Origin of the sequence: Streptomyces profundus, from assembly GCF_020740535.1 — a bacterium.
Lineage (GTDB): Bacteria > Actinomycetota > Actinomycetes > Streptomycetales > Streptomycetaceae > Streptomyces > Streptomyces profundus.
In genome coordinates, this window is sequence record NZ_CP082362.1 from 4,231,434 (window position 1) to 4,246,991 (window position 15,558).

Sequence of the window (15,558 nt, forward strand, 5' to 3'; positions counted from 1 at the left end):
TATGCCAGCCCTCGGGGCTCCCTCGCGACGGCATACCCCGTATCGCCGTAGAGTGGGTGCGGGTCCGCCGGCGGCGGGCCCGGGGAGGTGGGGCCCTCCCCCCGACGAACCGCGGCGACGACGCCGACAACGGTCCCTACGCGTGACAGGACGCGCCCGCCTCGGCGGCGGGTTCGGATACCGAACGTGTAGGGAGAGTGACCGTCGATGACCGATCCATTGCGGAACGGGCCGCAGGACCCCGAGCCCGTCGACCCGGACGTCCCGCTCGAACCGCCCGTGTCGCGGGCCGGGACGCTCGCCGGCTACGGCGCGGTCGCCGCCGGCGGCGCCCTGGGCGCGCTGGCCAGGTTCGGCGCCGGACGGCTGTGGCCGACCGCGCCCGGCGCCTTCCCCTGGACCACCCTCGCCGTGAACGCGGTGGGTTGCCTGCTGATCGGCTGCCTGCTGGTCGCGGCCACCGAGCTGTGGTCGGCGCGCCCACTGCTGCGCCCGTTCGCCGGCACCGGGCTGCTCGGCGGCTTCACCACCTTCTCCACCTACGCCGTGGACGCGCGCGGCCTGTTCGCCGACGGCAGCGCCTGGGCCGGTCTCGGCGTGCTCGCCGGCACGGTCGCCGCCGCCCTGATCGCCGTGACGGTGGGCGCCTGGGGCGCACGCCGGGCGCTACGCCCGGTGCTCGCACGCCGGGCGATGCGCGCGAAGGAGCGCCGATGACGGACTATCTGCTGGTCGCACTGGGGGGAGCGGTGGGAGCACCGCTTCGCTACGGGGTGGACCGCGCGATCAGGGCCCGCCGCGACTCGCCCGTCCCCTGGGGCACCTTCCTGGTCAACGTGGTGGGTTCGCTGGTCCTCGGCCTGCTGGCCGGCGCCGCGCTCGCCGGGGCCACGGGGGAGCGGCTCGGGCTGCTGCTGGGCACCGGCCTCTGCGGCGCGCTGACCACGTACTCCACCTTCTCCTACGAGGCGCTGCGGCTGGTGGAGACCGGCGCGGGACGGATCGCGGCCGGCTATGTGCTGGGCTCCGTCGGGGCCGGGTTCACAGCCGCCTTCGCCGGGCACGCGCTGGGCCGCCTCTGCTGGGGCTGAGCCGGGCCCGTTCCGACACGGGCGGCGCCGGGCTTTCCGCCCGCCGGGAAACCCACTGGCCTCCCGCCCGTAGGCTGGTCTTCATGGATGCGAAGGGGGCGCCCATGGCGGGAAGCGACTTCTCGCTGTTGTGGTGGACGCGGCGGCGCGGGGTGGCGCTGGACGCGGGGCTCGCGTTGCTCTCGGCCGCCGAGTGCGCGATGCAGGGGGTGGTCTTCGCCGACAACACCGGGCTGCCGGTCGGCCTGGTGGTGGTGCCGGGGGTGGTGGCCGGGCTCACGCTGCTGCTGCGCCGCCGCTGGCCGCTGGCCGTGATCCTGATCGCGATCGCGGTGCTGCCGGCGAACATGGGCGGGATGCTGGCGCTGGTCGGCCTCTACACGCTGGCCACCACGGACGCGCCGCGTCGGGTGATCGGGGCCCTGGCCTGCATGGAGGGCCTGGGCATGATCATCGTCACCTACCTCCTGCTGGACAACGATCCGGCGATCAGGGAGCAGGCCGTCCCGGTGTGGTTCCGGCCGCTGGTGGCCGTGCTGTTCGGCGTGGCCACGGTGGTGCCTCCGGTGCTGCTGGGGATGTATGTCCGGGCGAGACGCCGGCTGGTGGAGACGCTGCGGGATCGCGCGCTCGGCCTGGAGCGGGAGCTGGGGCTGCTGGCCGACCGGGCCGAGGAGCGGGCCGAGTGGGCGCGTGGCGAGGAGCGGCGCAGGATCGCCAGGGAGATGCACGACGTGGTGGCCCACCGGGTGAGCCTGATGGTGGTGCACGCGGCGGCCGTCCAGGCGGTGGCGCCCAAGGATCCGGAGAAGGCCGCCAGGAACGCCGCGCTGATCGGGGACATGGGCCGGCAGGCGCTGACCGAGCTGCGCACCATGCTGGGCGTGCTGCGCGCGGCGGACAAGGTCGTCGAACGGGCCGGCCCCTCGCCCGAGGAGTCGTCCTCCGACGCCTCGCCGTCGTCCCAGGCGTCCTCCCGGCTGGCGGAGATCGCCGCGGGCGCGGGCCGGGAGCGGCGGCCCTCGGCCGGTGACAACGGCGGCGCCGGCGGGCCTCGGCTCACCGGGTTGACGGCCCTGGTCGAGGAGTCACGTGCGGCCGGCATGACGGTGGAGCTGGCCGTCGAGGGCGAGCCGAGGCCCTATCCGGAGCAGGTGGAGTCGACCGCCTACCGGGTGGTCCAGGAGGCGCTGACCAATGTGCACAAGCACGCCGCCGGGGCAGCCGCCTGGGTGCGGCTGGCGCACCGGGACGGCGAGGTGGCCGTGCAGGTGCGCAACGAGGCGCCGGCGGACGGCGTCCGGGCGCCGCACGAGGCGAGGCTGCCGAGCGGCGGGAACGGCCTGGTGGGCATGCGGGAGCGGGTGACCGCGCTGGGCGGCGGCTTTGTCTCGGGGCCGACGGACGAGGGCGGCTTCCGCGTCTCGGCGGTCATCCCCGGCGCAGAGGAGGAGCGGGCGGGTGGCTGAGCACGATGCCGCGCCCGGCCTGTTCGCGCCGGGTTTCGTGGCAGATCCCTATCCGGCGTACGCCTGGCTGCGGGAGAACGCGCCGGTGCACCGGGCGACGTTGCCCAGCGGGGTGGACGCCTGGCTGGTGACCCGCTACCGGGACGCCAGGGCCGCGCTCGCCGATCCCCGGCTCAGCAAGAACCCGCGCCGTCACCAGGCGGAGGAGCACGCCTCGGGGCGGGTCGGCATCCCGGGCGAGCGCGGCGCCGGGCTGATGACGCATCTGCTCAACATCGACCCGCCCGACCACACCCGGCTGCGGCGGCTGGTCTCCAAGGCGTTCACGCCGCGCGGGGTCGCCGCCTTCGAGCCGAGGGTGCGGGAGTTGACCGAGCGGCTGGTGGACGGCTTCGCGGCCCGCGGCTCGGCCGATCTGATCGACGAGTTCGCCTTTCCGCTGCCGATCTACGCCATCTGCGATCTGCTGGGCGTACCGCCCGAGGATCAGGACGACTTCCGCTCCTGGGCCGGGATGATGCTGCACACCACGGGGAAGCGCGGCGGGGTGGGGCGCGCGGTCAAGCGGATGCGCGGATATCTCGCCGAGCTGATCGGGCGGAAGCGCCGGGAGCCGGGCGACGACCTGATCTCCGCGCTGATCCGCGCCTCGGACCACGGGGAGCAGCTCACCGAGGAGGAGGCCGCGGCGATGGCCTTCATCCTGTTGTTCGCCGGCTTCGAGACCACGGTCAACCTGATCGGCAACGGGGTGTACGCGTTGCTCCGCGACCCCGACCAACTCGCCCTGCTGCGGCGGGCGGCGGCCGAGGGCGACGAGGGGCTGTTGGCCACGGCGGTGGAGGAGTTGCTCCGCTACGACGGCCCGGTGGAGCTGGCGACCTGGCGGTTCGCCACCGAGCCGCTCGTCCTGGGCGGTCAGCGGATCGCGGTGGGCGAGCCGGTGCTGGTCGTGCTGGCGGCAGCGGACCGGGATCCGGCGCGTTTCGCCGACCCCGACGCCCTGGACCTCACGCGCACCGACAACCCCCATCTCGGCTACGGCCACGGCATCCACTACTGTCTGGGCGCGCCCCTGGCCAGAGCCGAGGGGCGCACGGCGCTCTCGGTGCTGTTGCGGCGGCTGCCCGATCTCCGTCTGGCCAGCGAGGCGCCCGAACTCCGCTGGCGCGGTGGGCTGATCATGCGTGGGCTCCGTTCGCTGCCCGTGGAGTTCACACCGGAACGAGTGACGGAGCGTCAGTAGTGTGATCTGTACGTGATCTGCGTGGGATCGGCTTGTGATCGTGCCGTGCGGACGGCTAGGTTCCCCTCATCCGCAACAGTGTTCGCTTGGGAGGGTCCGCAGATGCGCTCCGGGACAGGTCGTCATCGTCGCCCACGGCAGGCTCCTGCCTTTATCGTCGCAGCGGGCGTCACCGGCGCCGGCATCGCCATGCCGCTGCTGACCGCCGCGTCCGCCTCCGCCGTCAGCGACGACGCCTGGGACCGAGCGGCCGAGTGCGAGTCCGGCGGCCGATGGAGCGCCAACGAGGGCAACGGCATGTACGGCGGCTTCCAGTTGACGCTGGACCAGTGGGAGGCGTACGGCGGCCTGGAGTTCGCCATCCGGCCCGACCTCGCCAGCCGGGTGCAGCAGATCTCCGTGGCCGAACGGCTGGTCGCCGACATGCGGATGGGGGCGCTGCCGGGTTGCGGGGTGGCCTCGGGCGTGTGGCAGGAGTACCGCCAGGAGAAGCGCGAGGAGATAGACCGGGCCGAGGAGGCCGAGGAGGCCCAGGCGGAGGAGGAGATCGGCGCCTCGCCCGAGGAGTCGTCCGCCGAGGCCGGCGATGAGGACCGCCCGGGCGATGTCACCCCCGAGCCGGAGCCGGTCGAGGAGGCGCCGGACGCCGGGGACCGGCCGGAGGAGGAGCCGGCCGAGGGCGCGACGGACGAACGCGAGGCCGAGGAGCAGCCGGAGGCCGAGGGTTCGGGCCGGCACCGTGGCGATCCGGATCCGGCGGAGACCGGGGCGGCGGAGCGGGATGCCGAGCGGGGGTCCGAGCAGGCCAGGGGAGATCGGGGCGACCGCGAGGAGGACGGGCTGGACGAGCGGGCGAGACCGTCCGACGGCGAGTACCGCGTGCTGCCCGGCGACACGCTCTCCCATATCGCCCTGGAACAGGGTGTTTCGGGCGGATGGACCGTCCTCTACCAGGCGAACGAATCGGTCATTGGGGACGACCCGGACTATATTCTTCCCGGGCAGCGGCTGGACTTGAGCACGGCGAGCCGTTAAGGCCGGCTCGTCCGGGGTCACTTCGCGACCGCTTCGCGGTCCCGTCCGGGGTGCCGAAGATGTGACGCTCCTCTCCCTTTCGGTCGTGCTTGTCCCGCATCTCCCTCCTGTCCGTTGAGCGGCTGACCTGCGATAAGGCGGCGTTCCTTGGTCAAAATCGGTCAAGTTGGGTCGATCTGGCGATCTTCATCGTTCTTGAATCGTTAGTTGAGGTGTGTTTAGTGTCCCCTCGCCCGGTTTTCCGCCGGGCGCCTGGGGCGTTACGCCAAATCCTGTCGCCGGCCCGGGGACCACCATCGCGCACCACCGCAGACAGGAGCGGGGGACCCACCACGAACCCGGCCGCCCATGGCCGCTCGTGTCCGCCGGCCCGGAACGAACCCGTACCGGGACGGCTTGGGGTGAAGCCGACGGGCGGCGTCAACCGCCCTGCCGGCCGGGCGACTCACCAGTCCCGAACCCGACAGCTGACCTCGTAGGCGTCCGGTGAGAAGGAACGTCCATGCTGTTCTCCGGCAAGGGGCGGCACCGCCGTCCCAGCACCCCCACCCGCATAGCCGCAGCCGCCGGCGTCACCGGTGCCGCCGTCGCGCTGCCCCTGGTCGGCGCCACCGGCGCCTCGGCCGCCTCCGTCGACACCTGGGACGCCGTCGCCCAGTGCGAGTCCGGCGGGGACTGGTCCATCAACACGGGCAACGGCTACTACGGCGGCCTGCAGTTCTCCCAGTCCAGCTGGGAGGCGGCCGGCGGCACCCAGTACGCCGCGCGTGCCGACCAGGCCACCAAGGAGCAGCAGATCTCCGCCGCCGAGCAACTGCTCGCCATGCAGGGCCCCGGCGCCTGGCCGACCTGCGGCGCCCAGGCCGGGCTCAGCTCCGGCGGCCCCGCCCCCGAACTCGACACCAGCGGCGGCCAGTCGGCGCCGGCCCCCGAGCCCGAGGCGGCCCCCGAGCCCGAGCCTGAGCCGGCGCCCGCCCCCGAGGTCGAGCCGCGCGCGACGGACGGCGCGACCTACACCGTGGTGAAGGGAGACACGCTCTCCTCGATCGCCGAGGAGCACGACACCGTCTGGCGCCAGGTCTGGGCCGACAACGTGGACGTCGTCGGCGAGGACCCCAACCTGATCCTCCCGGGTCAGAAGCTCGCGGTCTGACGCGACAGCGCCAGGACCGAAGGGTGCCGGGCCGGTGCGGGGAGCCCCGTTCACCGGCCCGGCACCCGCTTTTCTTCAACGGTTAAACAAAAAGCTTTCCCGCGTGGACGCCCAGGCTGAACTGCGCGTTTGACGTGCCGGACGGCGATTGGGGCGTGCTGGCGGATGGGGTGGGGCCGGGAGCCGGTTAGGCTCAGGGGGTTGTCCCCATGACAGCCAGACGCCAGACAACAGACACAGCCAGGGTCACGTCACCCTGACCAACTCTGACCAAAGGAGAACCTCGTGCCGTCCATCGACGTCGTCGTAGCCCGCGAGATCCTGGACTCGCGAGGGAACCCCACGGTCGAGGTCGAGGTCGGCCTCGACGACGGTTCCACCGGCCGCGCCGCGGTCCCGTCCGGCGCCTCCACGGGCGCCTTCGAGGCCCTTGAGCTGCGCGACGGCGACGCCAGCCGTTACCTCGGCAAGGGTGTGGAGAAGGCGGTGCTCGCCGTCATCGAGCAGATCGGCCCCGAGCTGGTCGGCTACGACGCCACCGAGCAGCGGCTGATCGACCAGGCGATGTTCGATCTGGACGCGACGCCCGACAAGTCCTCGCTCGGCGCCAACGCCATCCTGGGCGTCTCCCTGGCCGTGGCGCACGCCGCCTCCGAGTCCCGCGACCTGCTGCTCTTCCGCTACCTCGGCGGCCCCAACGCGCACCTGCTGCCGGTGCCGATGATGAACATCCTGAACGGCGGCGCGCACGCCGACTCCAACGTGGACATCCAGGAGTTCATGATCGCGCCGATCGGCGCCGAGTCCTTCTCCGAGGCGGTCCGCTGGGGCGCCGAGACGTACCACACGCTCAAGAAGGTCCTCAAGGAGCGCGGCCTGGGCACCGGCCTCGGCGACGAGGGCGGCTTCGCGCCGAACCTCTCCTCCAACCGCGAGGCGCTCGACCTGATCGTCGAGGCCATCCAGAAGGCCGGTTACACCCCCGGCCAGGACATCGCGCTGGCCCTCGACGTCGCCGCCACCGAGCTGTACTCGGACGGCGCCTACACGCTGGAGGGCAACAAGCTCAGTGCCGAGCAGCTGACCTCCTACTACGAGGAGCTGGTCGACGCCTACCCGCTGGTCTCCATCGAGGACCCGCTGGCCGAGGAGGACTGGGAGGGCTGGCAGACGCTGACCGGCCGGCTCGGCGAGAAGGTGCAGATCGTCGGCGACGACCTGTTCGTCACCAACCCGGAGCGCCTCCAGCGCGGCATCGACACCGACGCCGCCAACGCGCTGCTGGTGAAGGTGAACCAGATCGGTTCGCTCACCGAGACGCTGGACGCCATGGAGCTGGCGCAGCGCAACGGCTTCAAGTGCATGATGTCGCACCGCTCCGGCGAGACCGAGGACGTCACCATCGCCGACCTCGCCGTCGCCACCAACTGCGGCCAGATCAAGACCGGCGCCCCGGCCCGCTCCGAGCGCGTCGCCAAGTACAACCAGCTGCTGCGCATCGAGGAGATCCTGGACGACGCCGCGGTCTACGCCGGCCGCGCCGCCTTCCCACGCTTCCGCGGCTGAGGCCACGCGACCGCGGGGCCGAGCCGGCCCCGCGCTCCTGCTCGGGTGGACTTCCGCGCGCTTCGGTCGGCCACCTGACCGTGTCCCCGCCATCCGTCCCGTACGGTGGCGGGGACGTGTCGTGGCAGCCAGGCAGCGGGTGAGAGGGAGGCGATGTGGCCGCGCAGCGGGACCGGTTCTCCACCGCCACTCGGCTGAGGGCACTGGGCGAGCAGGCCGCCGCCCGGGTCTACCGGGCGCAGAGCCGCCGCCTCGCCGGGCCGAGACAGCCCGGTGGTCCGCCCCGGCGCAACCGGCTCACCGGCCGGGCCGCGCTGCTGGCGTTGGTGGTCTGCTCGCTGGTCGTGGCGCTCGCCTATCCGCTGCGGCAGTACGTGCAGCAGCGCTCGGAGATCGCCGACCAGCGTCGGCAGGCCGAGGAGGCCGCGGACCGGGTCGAGGAGCTGCGGGACGCCAAGGCCCGCTGGCAGGACGACGCCTATGTGGAGCGTCAGGCCAGGGAGCGGCTGCGCTATGTGCGCCCGGGCGAGATCGGCTATCTGCTGCCGGACGAGTCCGGCGGCGAATCCGACGAACGGCTGCGCACCCGGGGGTCGTCGGCGCCCCGTCCGTGGCATCAGAATCTCTGGGACGGCATCGACCGGGCCGACCAGCCCAGGTGAGCCGTGGGGCGCGCGCCCCCCACAGTGCCCGTTGACGCTTCGTAAAGAGAGTTCGCTCGTGGAAACCCCAAGTCCGACCGACGTCCTGGCGATCGAGGAGCAGCTCGGCCGGCCCCCGCGCGGACTGCGCGCGATCGCCCACCGCTGCCCCTGCGGGAACCCCGACGTGGTGGAGACGGCGCCCCGGCTGCCGGACGGCTCCCCGTTCCCCACCGTCTACTACCTGACCTGCCCGCGCGCCGCCTCCGCCATCGGGACCCTGGAGGCCAACGGCGTGATGCGGGAGATGACCGCGCGGCTGGCCGCCGATCCCGAGCTGGCGGCGGCCTACCGGAAGGCGCACGAGGACTATCTGGCGCGCCGGGACGCGATCGAGGTGCTGGCGGGGTTCCCGAGCGCCGGCGGGATGCCGGATCGGGTGAAGTGCCTGCATGTGCTGGTGGCGCACTCGCTGGTCGCCGGGCCTGGCGTCAACCCGCTGGGTGACGAGGCGTTGGCGATGCTGCCCGAGTGGTGGCGCGCGGGGCGCTGCGTGGGCGCCGAGCAGGGCGGGTCCGGGGCGAACGCCGTTCAGGCACCGGTGCGAGGAGAGCGCGCATGAGCGTCCGGACCGCCGCCGCGGTCGACTGCGGCACCAACTCCATCAGGCTGCTGATCGCGGACGCCGACCCGGACACGGGCGAACTGGTCGACCGCGACCGGCGGATGGAGATCGTCCGGCTCGGGCAGGGCGTCGACCGCACGGGCAGGCTGGCGCCCGAGGCGCTGGAGCGCACGTTCGCCGCCTGCCGACGCTACGCCGAGGCGATCGCCGCGCACGGGGTCACGCCCGACCGGCTGCGCTTCGTGGCCACCTCCGCGTCCAGGGACGCGGAGAACCGCGAGGACTTCGTCCGGGGCGTCAAGGAGATCCTGGGCGTGCTGCCCGAGGTGATCACCGGGGACGAGGAGGCCGCGCTCTCGTTCACAGGCGCCACCAAGGAGCTGGCCGGTCGTCCCGAGGCGGCCGGTCCCTTCCTGGTCGTGGACATCGGCGGTGGCTCGACGGAGTTCGTGCTGGGCGCCGACCGGGTCGACGCGGCGCGCAGCGTGGACATCGGCTGTGTGCGGCTGACAGAGCGCCATCTGACGTCCGGGGACGGCACGGTGGCCGACCCGCCGAGTGCGGCGGAGCGCGCGGCGATCGTGGCCGATATCGACGCCGCCCTGGAACTCGCCGCCGAACGCGTCCCGTTGGAGCGGGCCAGGACCCTGGTCGGGCTCGCGGGGTCGGTGACGACGGTGGCGGCCATGGCGCTTGAGCTGCCCGGTTACGACCCCGCCGCGATCCATCACGCGGTGCTCGACCTCGACCAGGTCAGGTCCGTCACGGAGTGGCTGCTGGCGGCCACCCACGCCGAGCGGGCCCTGGTGCCCGCCATGCACCCGGGCCGGATCGACGTGATCGGCGCCGGCGCGCTGGTGCTGCTGCGGATCATGGAACGGGCGGGCGTGGAGCGGGTCACGGTCTCCGAGCACGACATCCTGGACGGCATCCTCTGGAACGTCGTCAGCCGCTAGCCAGCCGCCGTCGAGGGCCGGCCGGCGAGGGGGCGTCGAAAAGTTCGTGAAGTAATTCACATGGCTGGCTCGCCGGAGCGGGTCCAAGGGGGCTCGAAAGGGTGTGGGCGCCGCCTCGCACGGTCCATGCGTCGGGTCGGGGCGGCGCGGGGCCGTGGGGGAGCGGGTGGTGGCCCGCCTCCGCTGCCTCCGGTCGGGAGCCCTCTCCACCTGGAACGTTCCCTTGTGAGTCGACCCTTTTCGGCCTTCGATGGGCCGTTCCGGGAGGGGACCGTGGGGCCAGCGGGAAAATGTGGGCGCGAAGTGTAGCAGAAACGGCCCAAGTGCTTGTGAAGGGCCTCACGAGCCACCCCCCGGGGGTGGGTGGATACTCGATGGCATGAGCACCACGGAGCGTCCGCGCATCCTCGTCGTAGGCGGGGGTTACGTCGGCCTGTACGCGGCCCGTCGCATCCTGAAGAAGATGCGGTACGGCGAGGCCACCGTCACCGTCGTCGATCCTCGCTCGTACATGACCTACCAGCCCTTCCTCCCCGAGGCCGCGGCTGGCAGCATCTCCCCGCGGCACGTCGTGGTGCCTCTGCGTCGGGTGCTGCCGAAGGCCGAGGTTCTCACCGGCCGTGTCACCTCCATCGACCAGGACCGCCAGGTCGCCACCGTGGCGCCGCACGTCGGTTCGGCGTACGAGGTCCCCTTCGACTACCTGGTGGTGGCGCTCGGCGCCGTCTCCCGCACCTTCCCGATCCCCGGGCTCGCCGAGCAGGGCATCGGCATGAAGGGGGTGGAGGAGGCGATCGGCCTGCGCAACCATGTGCTCGAACAGCTGGACAAGGCCGACTCCACCACCGACGAGGAGATCCGCCGCAAGGCGCTGACCTTCGTCTTCGTCGGTGGCGGCTTCGCCGGCGCCGAGACCATCGGTGAGGTCGAGGACCTCGCGCGGGACGCCACCCGCTACTACCCGAACATCAAGCCGTCCGACCTGCGCTTCCTGCTGGTCGACGTGGCGGACCGGATCCTCCCCGAGGTCGGGCCCAAGCTGGGCGAGTGGGGCCTTGAGCACCTGAGGCAGCGCGGCATCGAGGTGCATCTGAAGACCTCGCTCACCTCCTGCGTGGACGGTCATGTGGTGCTGAGCGACGGCACCGAGGTGGACTCCAACACCCTGGTCTGGACGGCGGGCGTCAAGCCGAACCCGGCGCTGGCCGAGTTCGGCCTCCCGCTGGGCCCGCGCGGCCATGTGGACACCGAGCCCACCCTCCAGGTGAGGGGCACCACCCACATCTGGTCGGCCGGCGACAACGCGCAGGTGCCCGACCTGGCCTCGCGCGAGGCCGGCGTCGAGAACGCCTGGTGCCCGCCGAACGCCCAACACGCCCTGCGGCAGGCCAAGGTGCTCGGGGACAACGTGATCTCCGGGCTGCGCGGCTTCCCGCAGCAGGAGTACAAGCACGCGAGCATGGGCGCGGTCGCCGGGCTCGGCCTGCGCAAGGGCGTGGCCATGATCAAGCTCGGCCCGCTCTCGTTCCGCTTCCGTGGCCGGCTCGGCTGGTATCTGCACCGTGGCTACCACGGCATGGCGGTGCCCACCTGGAACCGCAAGATCCGGGTCTTCGCCGACTGGACGCTCGGACTCTTCCTCAAGCGTGAGGTCGTCTCGCTGGGCGCCATGGAGCACCCGCGCGACGAGTTCCACGAGGCGGCGGCCCCCGCGCCGGCGGCCCGTCCCGTCGAGCGGCGCGACAGCGTCGAGCGGGTCGAGCGGGTCAAGGAGGGTTCCGCCGCCAAGGCGGGCTGACCTCGGCGCACAGCGCGTACCCCGGGGCGGGTGGACGACCGACGGTCGGCCACCCGCCCCGGCGGCATGTCGGGGCCCGGATAGGGCCGGGCGGCCCAATGAAGGTCCGTTGCGGGCGAAATCCCCGGAATCGACGGCGGATCGGCGACGTTCACGGCTATCGAGACCCCAAGGTAATCGTGGGCTGTTCATCCGATCTGTGGAGGTTTGACTCATGGGTGTCGCTCCCCGGCTCGCCGCTCTGACCGAGTACGTGCTCGGCTCTCCCCCGCCCCTCCGCCTGCGGGCCTGGGACGGCAGCGAGGCCGGCCCCACCGAGGGCCCCGTCCTGGTGGTGCGCAGTCGCCGCGCGCTGCGGCGGCTCCTCTACCGGCCGGGCGAACTCGGCCTGGCCCGCGCCTGGGTGGCCGGCGACATCGATGTCGAGGGCGACCTCTACCAGGCGCTGAGCGTGCTGGCCGATGTCGTCTGGGACCGCGCCGACGGCTCCTCGGTGCCCCGCACCAGGCTGCTGGCCGCGCTCCCCGAGGCGCTGTCGCTCGCCGGTCCGCTGCCCCTCCCGGTGCGTCCGCCGCGCGAGGAGGACCGCGGGCGGCGCCCAGGGCTGGCCCACAGCCAGCGTCGCGACCGCCGGGCCATCAGCCACCACTACGACGTGGGCAACGACTTCTACGAGCTGGTGCTCGGCCCCTCCATGGTCTACTCCTGCGCGGTCTGGGGCCCGACCACGGACGATCTCCAGGACGCCCAGGCCGCGAAGCTCGATCTGATCTGCCGCAAGCTGGGCCTGCGCGAGGGCCAGCGGCTGCTCGACGTGGGCTGCGGCTGGGGTTCGTTGGTGCTGCACGCCGCCCAGCACCACGGGGTGCGCGCGGTCGGGGTGACCCTCTCCGTGGAACAGGCCGAGTACGCCAGGGAGCGGGTGGCCAAGGAGGACCTCACCGACCGGGTGGAGATCCGGGTGCAGGACTACCGCCAGGTGACGGACGGCCCGTTCGACGCGATCGCCTCGGTCGGGATGGCCGAGCATGTGGGCGCCGCCCGCTACCAGGACTACGCCGGGCGGCTCTTCCGGCTGCTGCGTCCCGGCGGGCGGCTGCTCAACCACCAGATCGCCCGCCGCCCGATCGGCGACGAGGCGTCCTACCGGATCGACCCGTTCATCGACGCCTATGTGTTCCCCGACGGCGAGCTGGCGCCGGTCGGCCGCACGGTGGCCCAGCTGGAGCGGGCGGGTCTTGAGGTGCGCGATGTCGAGTCGCTGCGCGAGCACTACGCGTTGACGCTGCGCCGCTGGGTGCGCAATCTGGAGCAGGGCTGGGAGCAGGCCGTCCGCCTCACCAGCCCGGGCCGGGCCAGGATCTGGCGGCTCTACATGGCGGCCTCGGCCCTCCAGTTCGAGCGCGGCCGGATCGGCGTCAACCAGGTGCTGGCCGTGCGCGTCGCGGACAGCGGCGCCGCGGGGCTCCCGCTGCGGCCCCGGTCCTGGGTGGAGCTCACCTCCTAGCGCGACAGGGGACGACGGGGAACGACGCGGGGGCCGCCCGTCAGCTGGCGCGGCCCTCGCCGCGTCCCCAACCGCACAGGGCGATACAACTAGGGTGCGTCGTTCCGCTTCATATGTTCCAGCACCCTCTCCGCCGAGGGCCGTGCCATGTCGTCCACCACCCGGCCGTCGGCGAGGAAGACCGCCCGGTCCGCGTAGCCGGCGGCCACCGGGTCGTGGGTGACCATCACCACCGTCTGCCCCAACTCCCGCACGGAGTTGCGCAGAAAGCCGAGGATCTCGGCGCCGGCGCGGGAGTCGAGGTTGCCGGTCGGCTCGTCGCCGAAGACGATCTCGGGCCGGCCGGCCAGCGCCCTGGCCACCGCCACCCGCTGCTGCTGGCCGCCGGAGAGCTGTGCGGGGCGGTGTTTCAGCCGCCCGGAGAGGCCCACCGTGGTGATCACCGTGTCCAGCCACTCGGCGTCCGGCTTGGTGCCGGCGATCCCCATCGGCAGCGTGATGTTCTCCAGGGCGTTGAGCGTGGGCAGCAGGTTGAACGTCTGGAAGACGAAGCCGACGCGGTCCCTGCGCAGCCGGGTGAGCCGTTGGTCGCTGAGGCCGGTCAGCTCGGTGTCGCCGAGCCGGGCCGAGCCGGCGGATATGGAGTCGAGCCCGGCCATGCAGTGCATCAGGGTGGACTTGCCTGAGCCCGAGGGCCCCATGATCGCGGTGAACTCGGCCTTGCGGAAGGCGACATCGACCTGGTCGAGGGCGAGCACCCGGGTCTCGTCGGTGCCGTAGACCTTGGTCAGACCGATGGCGCGAGCCGCCACCGCGTCGGTCGAATCGGTGTGCTGGGCGGGCTCGATCGGTGGCACGGCGTACTCCAGCCTGGACGGGGGAAGGACTTCTCCATCCTGGTCCGAAACCTCGCGTTCGTGATCCCTCCGGTCGTCGGGTTCTTCCCCTTCCTCGGAGGGATCGGTGCGCGTGGCCGTCCTACTTGAGGAGGAGATGTCCCTGAGTGCGCGCAAGGATGCGGAGGGTTGATTTGCGTCATTCCTCGATCACCCCTCGTAGGGCTCGCTCCCCGAAAGGCGCCTGTAAGCGCGTCATCGAACGCTGACGCGCCGTCAGCAGCTCATAAAATCAGACAACATCGCTCTGGGGCACCGGTGTTCGGGTCGAATCCGGCGGATAAGCTCGGAGGAATCCCAAGGCGCGTTGGCGCCCGGTACGGCTGGGGGATCTGTGCCCGGATGGTGGAATGCAGACACGGTGAGCTTAAAACTCGCTGGCCTTAGGGCCGTGCCGGTTCAAGTCCGGCTCCGGGCACCCAGAGCCTTCCCCGGCCCCGTCGCGCCGCTCGCCGAGCGCGGTACCGCGCGGGCCCGGCTCCCCTGAGGGGCGAGCGGGCTTCATCGAGGGGTGGGAACAACGAGGCTCTTCCAGTAGTTTCCCAGGGTGCACTACCGTGCGGACTTTGCTAACGCATTACTCTGGTAGGCAAAGCCGTGCCGTGCGGCCATGGAGGAGTGAGATGAGGAGCAGCAACCCGGTCTTCACGCGTCGGGGGTTCAGTCGGGACGGCGGCTACGCCGGCTTCAACGCCGGACCGCAGCCGCAGACCGGGAATCCGCACGCGGGGAGCCCCGCCAACCCGTACGCGCCGCAGCCGGGGAACCCGTATGCGCCGCAGCCGCAGGTGGGCCCCGACGGCGGATACGCCCCCGTTACGCCCACCCGTCCTGGCGTGATGACGATCGACAGTGTCGTCTCGCGCACCGCGATCACGTTGGGCACGGTGGTCGCCGCCGCCGCTGTGGCCTGGGTCGCCGACCTGCCGCTTGGCCTGGGCATCGTCTTCGCCCTGGTGGCCATGGGCCTCGGCCTCTGGCAGTCGTTCAAGCGTGAGCCCTCGCCGCCGCTGATCCTGGCCTACGCCGTCACCGAGGGCCTCTTCCTCGGCGCGATCAGCAGCGCGATCAACGCCGCCGCCCCCGGCGCCGCCATGCAGGCGGTGATCGGCACGATGGCCGTCTTCGCCGGTGTGCTGTTCATGTACAAGCAGCGCATCATCCGCGTCACCGCGCGCTTCACCCAGTTCGTACTCGCCGCCGCGCTGGGCTTCGTCCTGCTCTCCGCGGTCAACCTGATCGTCCTGATGATCGGTGGCGGCAACGGCCTGGGCCTGCGCGACGGGATGCTCGGTGTCGCCTTCGGCGTCATCGGCATCATCCTGGGCGCCTGCTTCCTCGCCCTCGACTTCAAGATGGTCGAGGACGGCATCGCCTACGGCGCCCCGGAGAAGGAGTCCTGGCTGGCCGCCTTCGGCCTGACCCTGACCCTGGTCTGGATCTACCTGGAGTTCCTGCGGCTGATCGCCATCCTCCAGGGCGACTGAGCACCCCCCACCGCGTCTTTCGGCGGTGGGACGCCAACGGCGCCGGGCCCCGACGAGAGAACTCGTGGGGGCCCGGCGCCGTTCCGGG

The 15,558-nt window shown here is 72.2% G+C and carries 14 protein-coding genes and 1 tRNA gene; 14 read left to right on the top strand and 1 reads right to left on the bottom strand.

The annotated features are described in order from the left end of the window. Positions 1-207 precede the first annotated feature (207 nt). From K4G22_RS18740 to K4G22_RS18800, 12 genes are all read left to right on the top strand, one after another. Complete coding sequence (locus K4G22_RS18740) at positions 208-717, top strand: fluoride efflux transporter FluC (RefSeq protein WP_228081438.1); 510 nt, start codon at positions 208-210, stop codon at positions 715-717. Beyond that, complete coding sequence (crcB, locus tag K4G22_RS18745) at positions 714-1,091, top strand: fluoride efflux transporter CrcB (protein ID WP_228081439.1); 378 nt, start codon at positions 714-716, stop codon at positions 1,089-1,091. The genes K4G22_RS18740 and crcB overlap by 4 nt, the downstream gene beginning before the upstream one ends. Before the next feature lie 83 nt (positions 1,092-1,174). Continuing rightward, a complete protein-coding gene (locus K4G22_RS18750; RefSeq protein ID WP_228081440.1) occupies positions 1,175-2,560 on the top strand; it encodes a sensor histidine kinase in 1,386 nt (461 codons plus the stop codon). After that, positions 2,553-3,806 carry a cytochrome P450 family protein gene (locus K4G22_RS18755; RefSeq protein ID WP_228081441.1) on the top strand — a complete coding sequence of 418 codons (1,254 nt, stop codon included), beginning with the start codon at positions 2,553-2,555 and terminating at the stop codon, positions 3,804-3,806. The genes K4G22_RS18750 and K4G22_RS18755 overlap by 8 nt, the downstream gene beginning before the upstream one ends. A gap of 102 nt (positions 3,807-3,908) precedes the next feature. Further along, positions 3,909-4,841: a LysM peptidoglycan-binding domain-containing protein gene (locus K4G22_RS31845; protein WP_322785109.1), complete on the top strand. Its 933-nt coding sequence runs from the start codon at positions 3,909-3,911 to the stop codon at positions 4,839-4,841. 502 nt (positions 4,842-5,343) lie between these two features. Then, positions 5,344-5,994 carry a LysM peptidoglycan-binding domain-containing protein gene (locus tag K4G22_RS18770; protein WP_228081442.1) on the top strand — a complete coding sequence of 217 codons (651 nt, stop codon included), beginning with the start codon at positions 5,344-5,346 and terminating at the stop codon, positions 5,992-5,994. A 285-nt stretch (positions 5,995-6,279) separates the two neighbouring features. Continuing rightward, positions 6,280-7,560 carry a phosphopyruvate hydratase gene (gene eno, locus K4G22_RS18775; RefSeq protein ID WP_228081443.1) on the top strand — a complete coding sequence of 427 codons (1,281 nt, stop codon included), beginning with the start codon at positions 6,280-6,282 and terminating at the stop codon, positions 7,558-7,560. Positions 7,561-7,715: 155 nt separating this feature from the next. Beyond that, positions 7,716-8,222: an FtsB family cell division protein gene (locus K4G22_RS18780; protein WP_228081444.1), complete on the top strand. Its 507-nt coding sequence runs from the start codon at positions 7,716-7,718 to the stop codon at positions 8,220-8,222. Positions 8,223-8,280: 58 nt separating this feature from the next. Beyond that, a complete protein-coding gene (locus K4G22_RS18785; protein WP_228081445.1) occupies positions 8,281-8,823 on the top strand; it encodes a DUF501 domain-containing protein in 543 nt (180 codons plus the stop codon). After that, the gene (locus tag K4G22_RS18790; RefSeq protein WP_228081446.1) at positions 8,820-9,782 is read left to right on the top strand and encodes a Ppx/GppA phosphatase family protein; all 963 of its coding nucleotides are present in this window, start codon (positions 8,820-8,822) and stop codon (positions 9,780-9,782) included. Before K4G22_RS18785 ends, K4G22_RS18790 begins: the two co-directional genes overlap by 4 nt. 379 nt (positions 9,783-10,161) lie before the next feature. Further along, positions 10,162-11,580 (top strand): NAD(P)/FAD-dependent oxidoreductase, encoded by a 1,419-nt coding sequence (locus K4G22_RS18795; protein WP_228081447.1) that lies wholly within the window; start codon positions 10,162-10,164, stop codon positions 11,578-11,580. Between the two features lie 214 nt (positions 11,581-11,794). Beyond that, positions 11,795-13,087, top strand: coding sequence for an SAM-dependent methyltransferase (locus K4G22_RS18800; RefSeq protein ID WP_228081448.1), 1,293 nt, complete (start codon positions 11,795-11,797; stop codon positions 13,085-13,087). Between the two features lie 89 nt (positions 13,088-13,176). On the opposite strand, the gene K4G22_RS18805 is transcribed toward K4G22_RS18800, so the two are convergent. Beyond that, positions 13,177-13,935, bottom strand: a complete 759-nt coding sequence (locus K4G22_RS18805; protein WP_228084149.1) for an ABC transporter ATP-binding protein — start codon at positions 13,933-13,935, stop codon at positions 13,177-13,179. 384 nt (positions 13,936-14,319) lie between these two features. Between K4G22_RS18805 and K4G22_RS18810 the strand changes: the two genes are divergently transcribed. After that, positions 14,320-14,401: transfer RNA gene (locus K4G22_RS18810), tRNA-Leu, on the top strand. A gap of 205 nt (positions 14,402-14,606) precedes the next feature. Continuing rightward, a complete protein-coding gene (locus tag K4G22_RS18815; RefSeq protein WP_228081449.1) occupies positions 14,607-15,470 on the top strand; it encodes a Bax inhibitor-1/YccA family protein in 864 nt (287 codons plus the stop codon). Positions 15,471-15,558: the final 88 nt, after the last annotated feature.

Excerpts from the sequence above, each read along its gene's own strand:
- K4G22_RS18740 (WP_228081438.1), top strand. The coding sequence starts at position 208 with ATGACCGATCCATTGCGGAACGGGCCGCAGGACCCCGAGCCCGTCGAC.
- crcB (WP_228081439.1), top strand. The coding sequence starts at position 714 with ATGACGGACTATCTGCTGGTCGCACTGGGGGGAGCGGTGGGAGCACCG.
- K4G22_RS18750 (WP_228081440.1), top strand. The coding sequence starts at position 1,175 with ATGGATGCGAAGGGGGCGCCCATGGCGGGAAGCGACTTCTCGCTGTTG.
- K4G22_RS31845 (WP_322785109.1), top strand. The coding sequence starts at position 3,909 with ATGCGCTCCGGGACAGGTCGTCATCGTCGCCCACGGCAGGCTCCTGCC.
- K4G22_RS18770 (WP_228081442.1), top strand. The coding sequence starts at position 5,344 with ATGCTGTTCTCCGGCAAGGGGCGGCACCGCCGTCCCAGCACCCCCACC.
- K4G22_RS18790 (WP_228081446.1), top strand. The coding sequence starts at position 8,820 with ATGAGCGTCCGGACCGCCGCCGCGGTCGACTGCGGCACCAACTCCATC.
- K4G22_RS18795 (WP_228081447.1), top strand. The coding sequence starts at position 10,162 with ATGAGCACCACGGAGCGTCCGCGCATCCTCGTCGTAGGCGGGGGTTAC.
- K4G22_RS18800 (WP_228081448.1), top strand. The coding sequence starts at position 11,795 with ATGGGTGTCGCTCCCCGGCTCGCCGCTCTGACCGAGTACGTGCTCGGC.
- K4G22_RS18815 (WP_228081449.1), top strand. The coding sequence starts at position 14,607 with ATGAGGAGCAGCAACCCGGTCTTCACGCGTCGGGGGTTCAGTCGGGAC.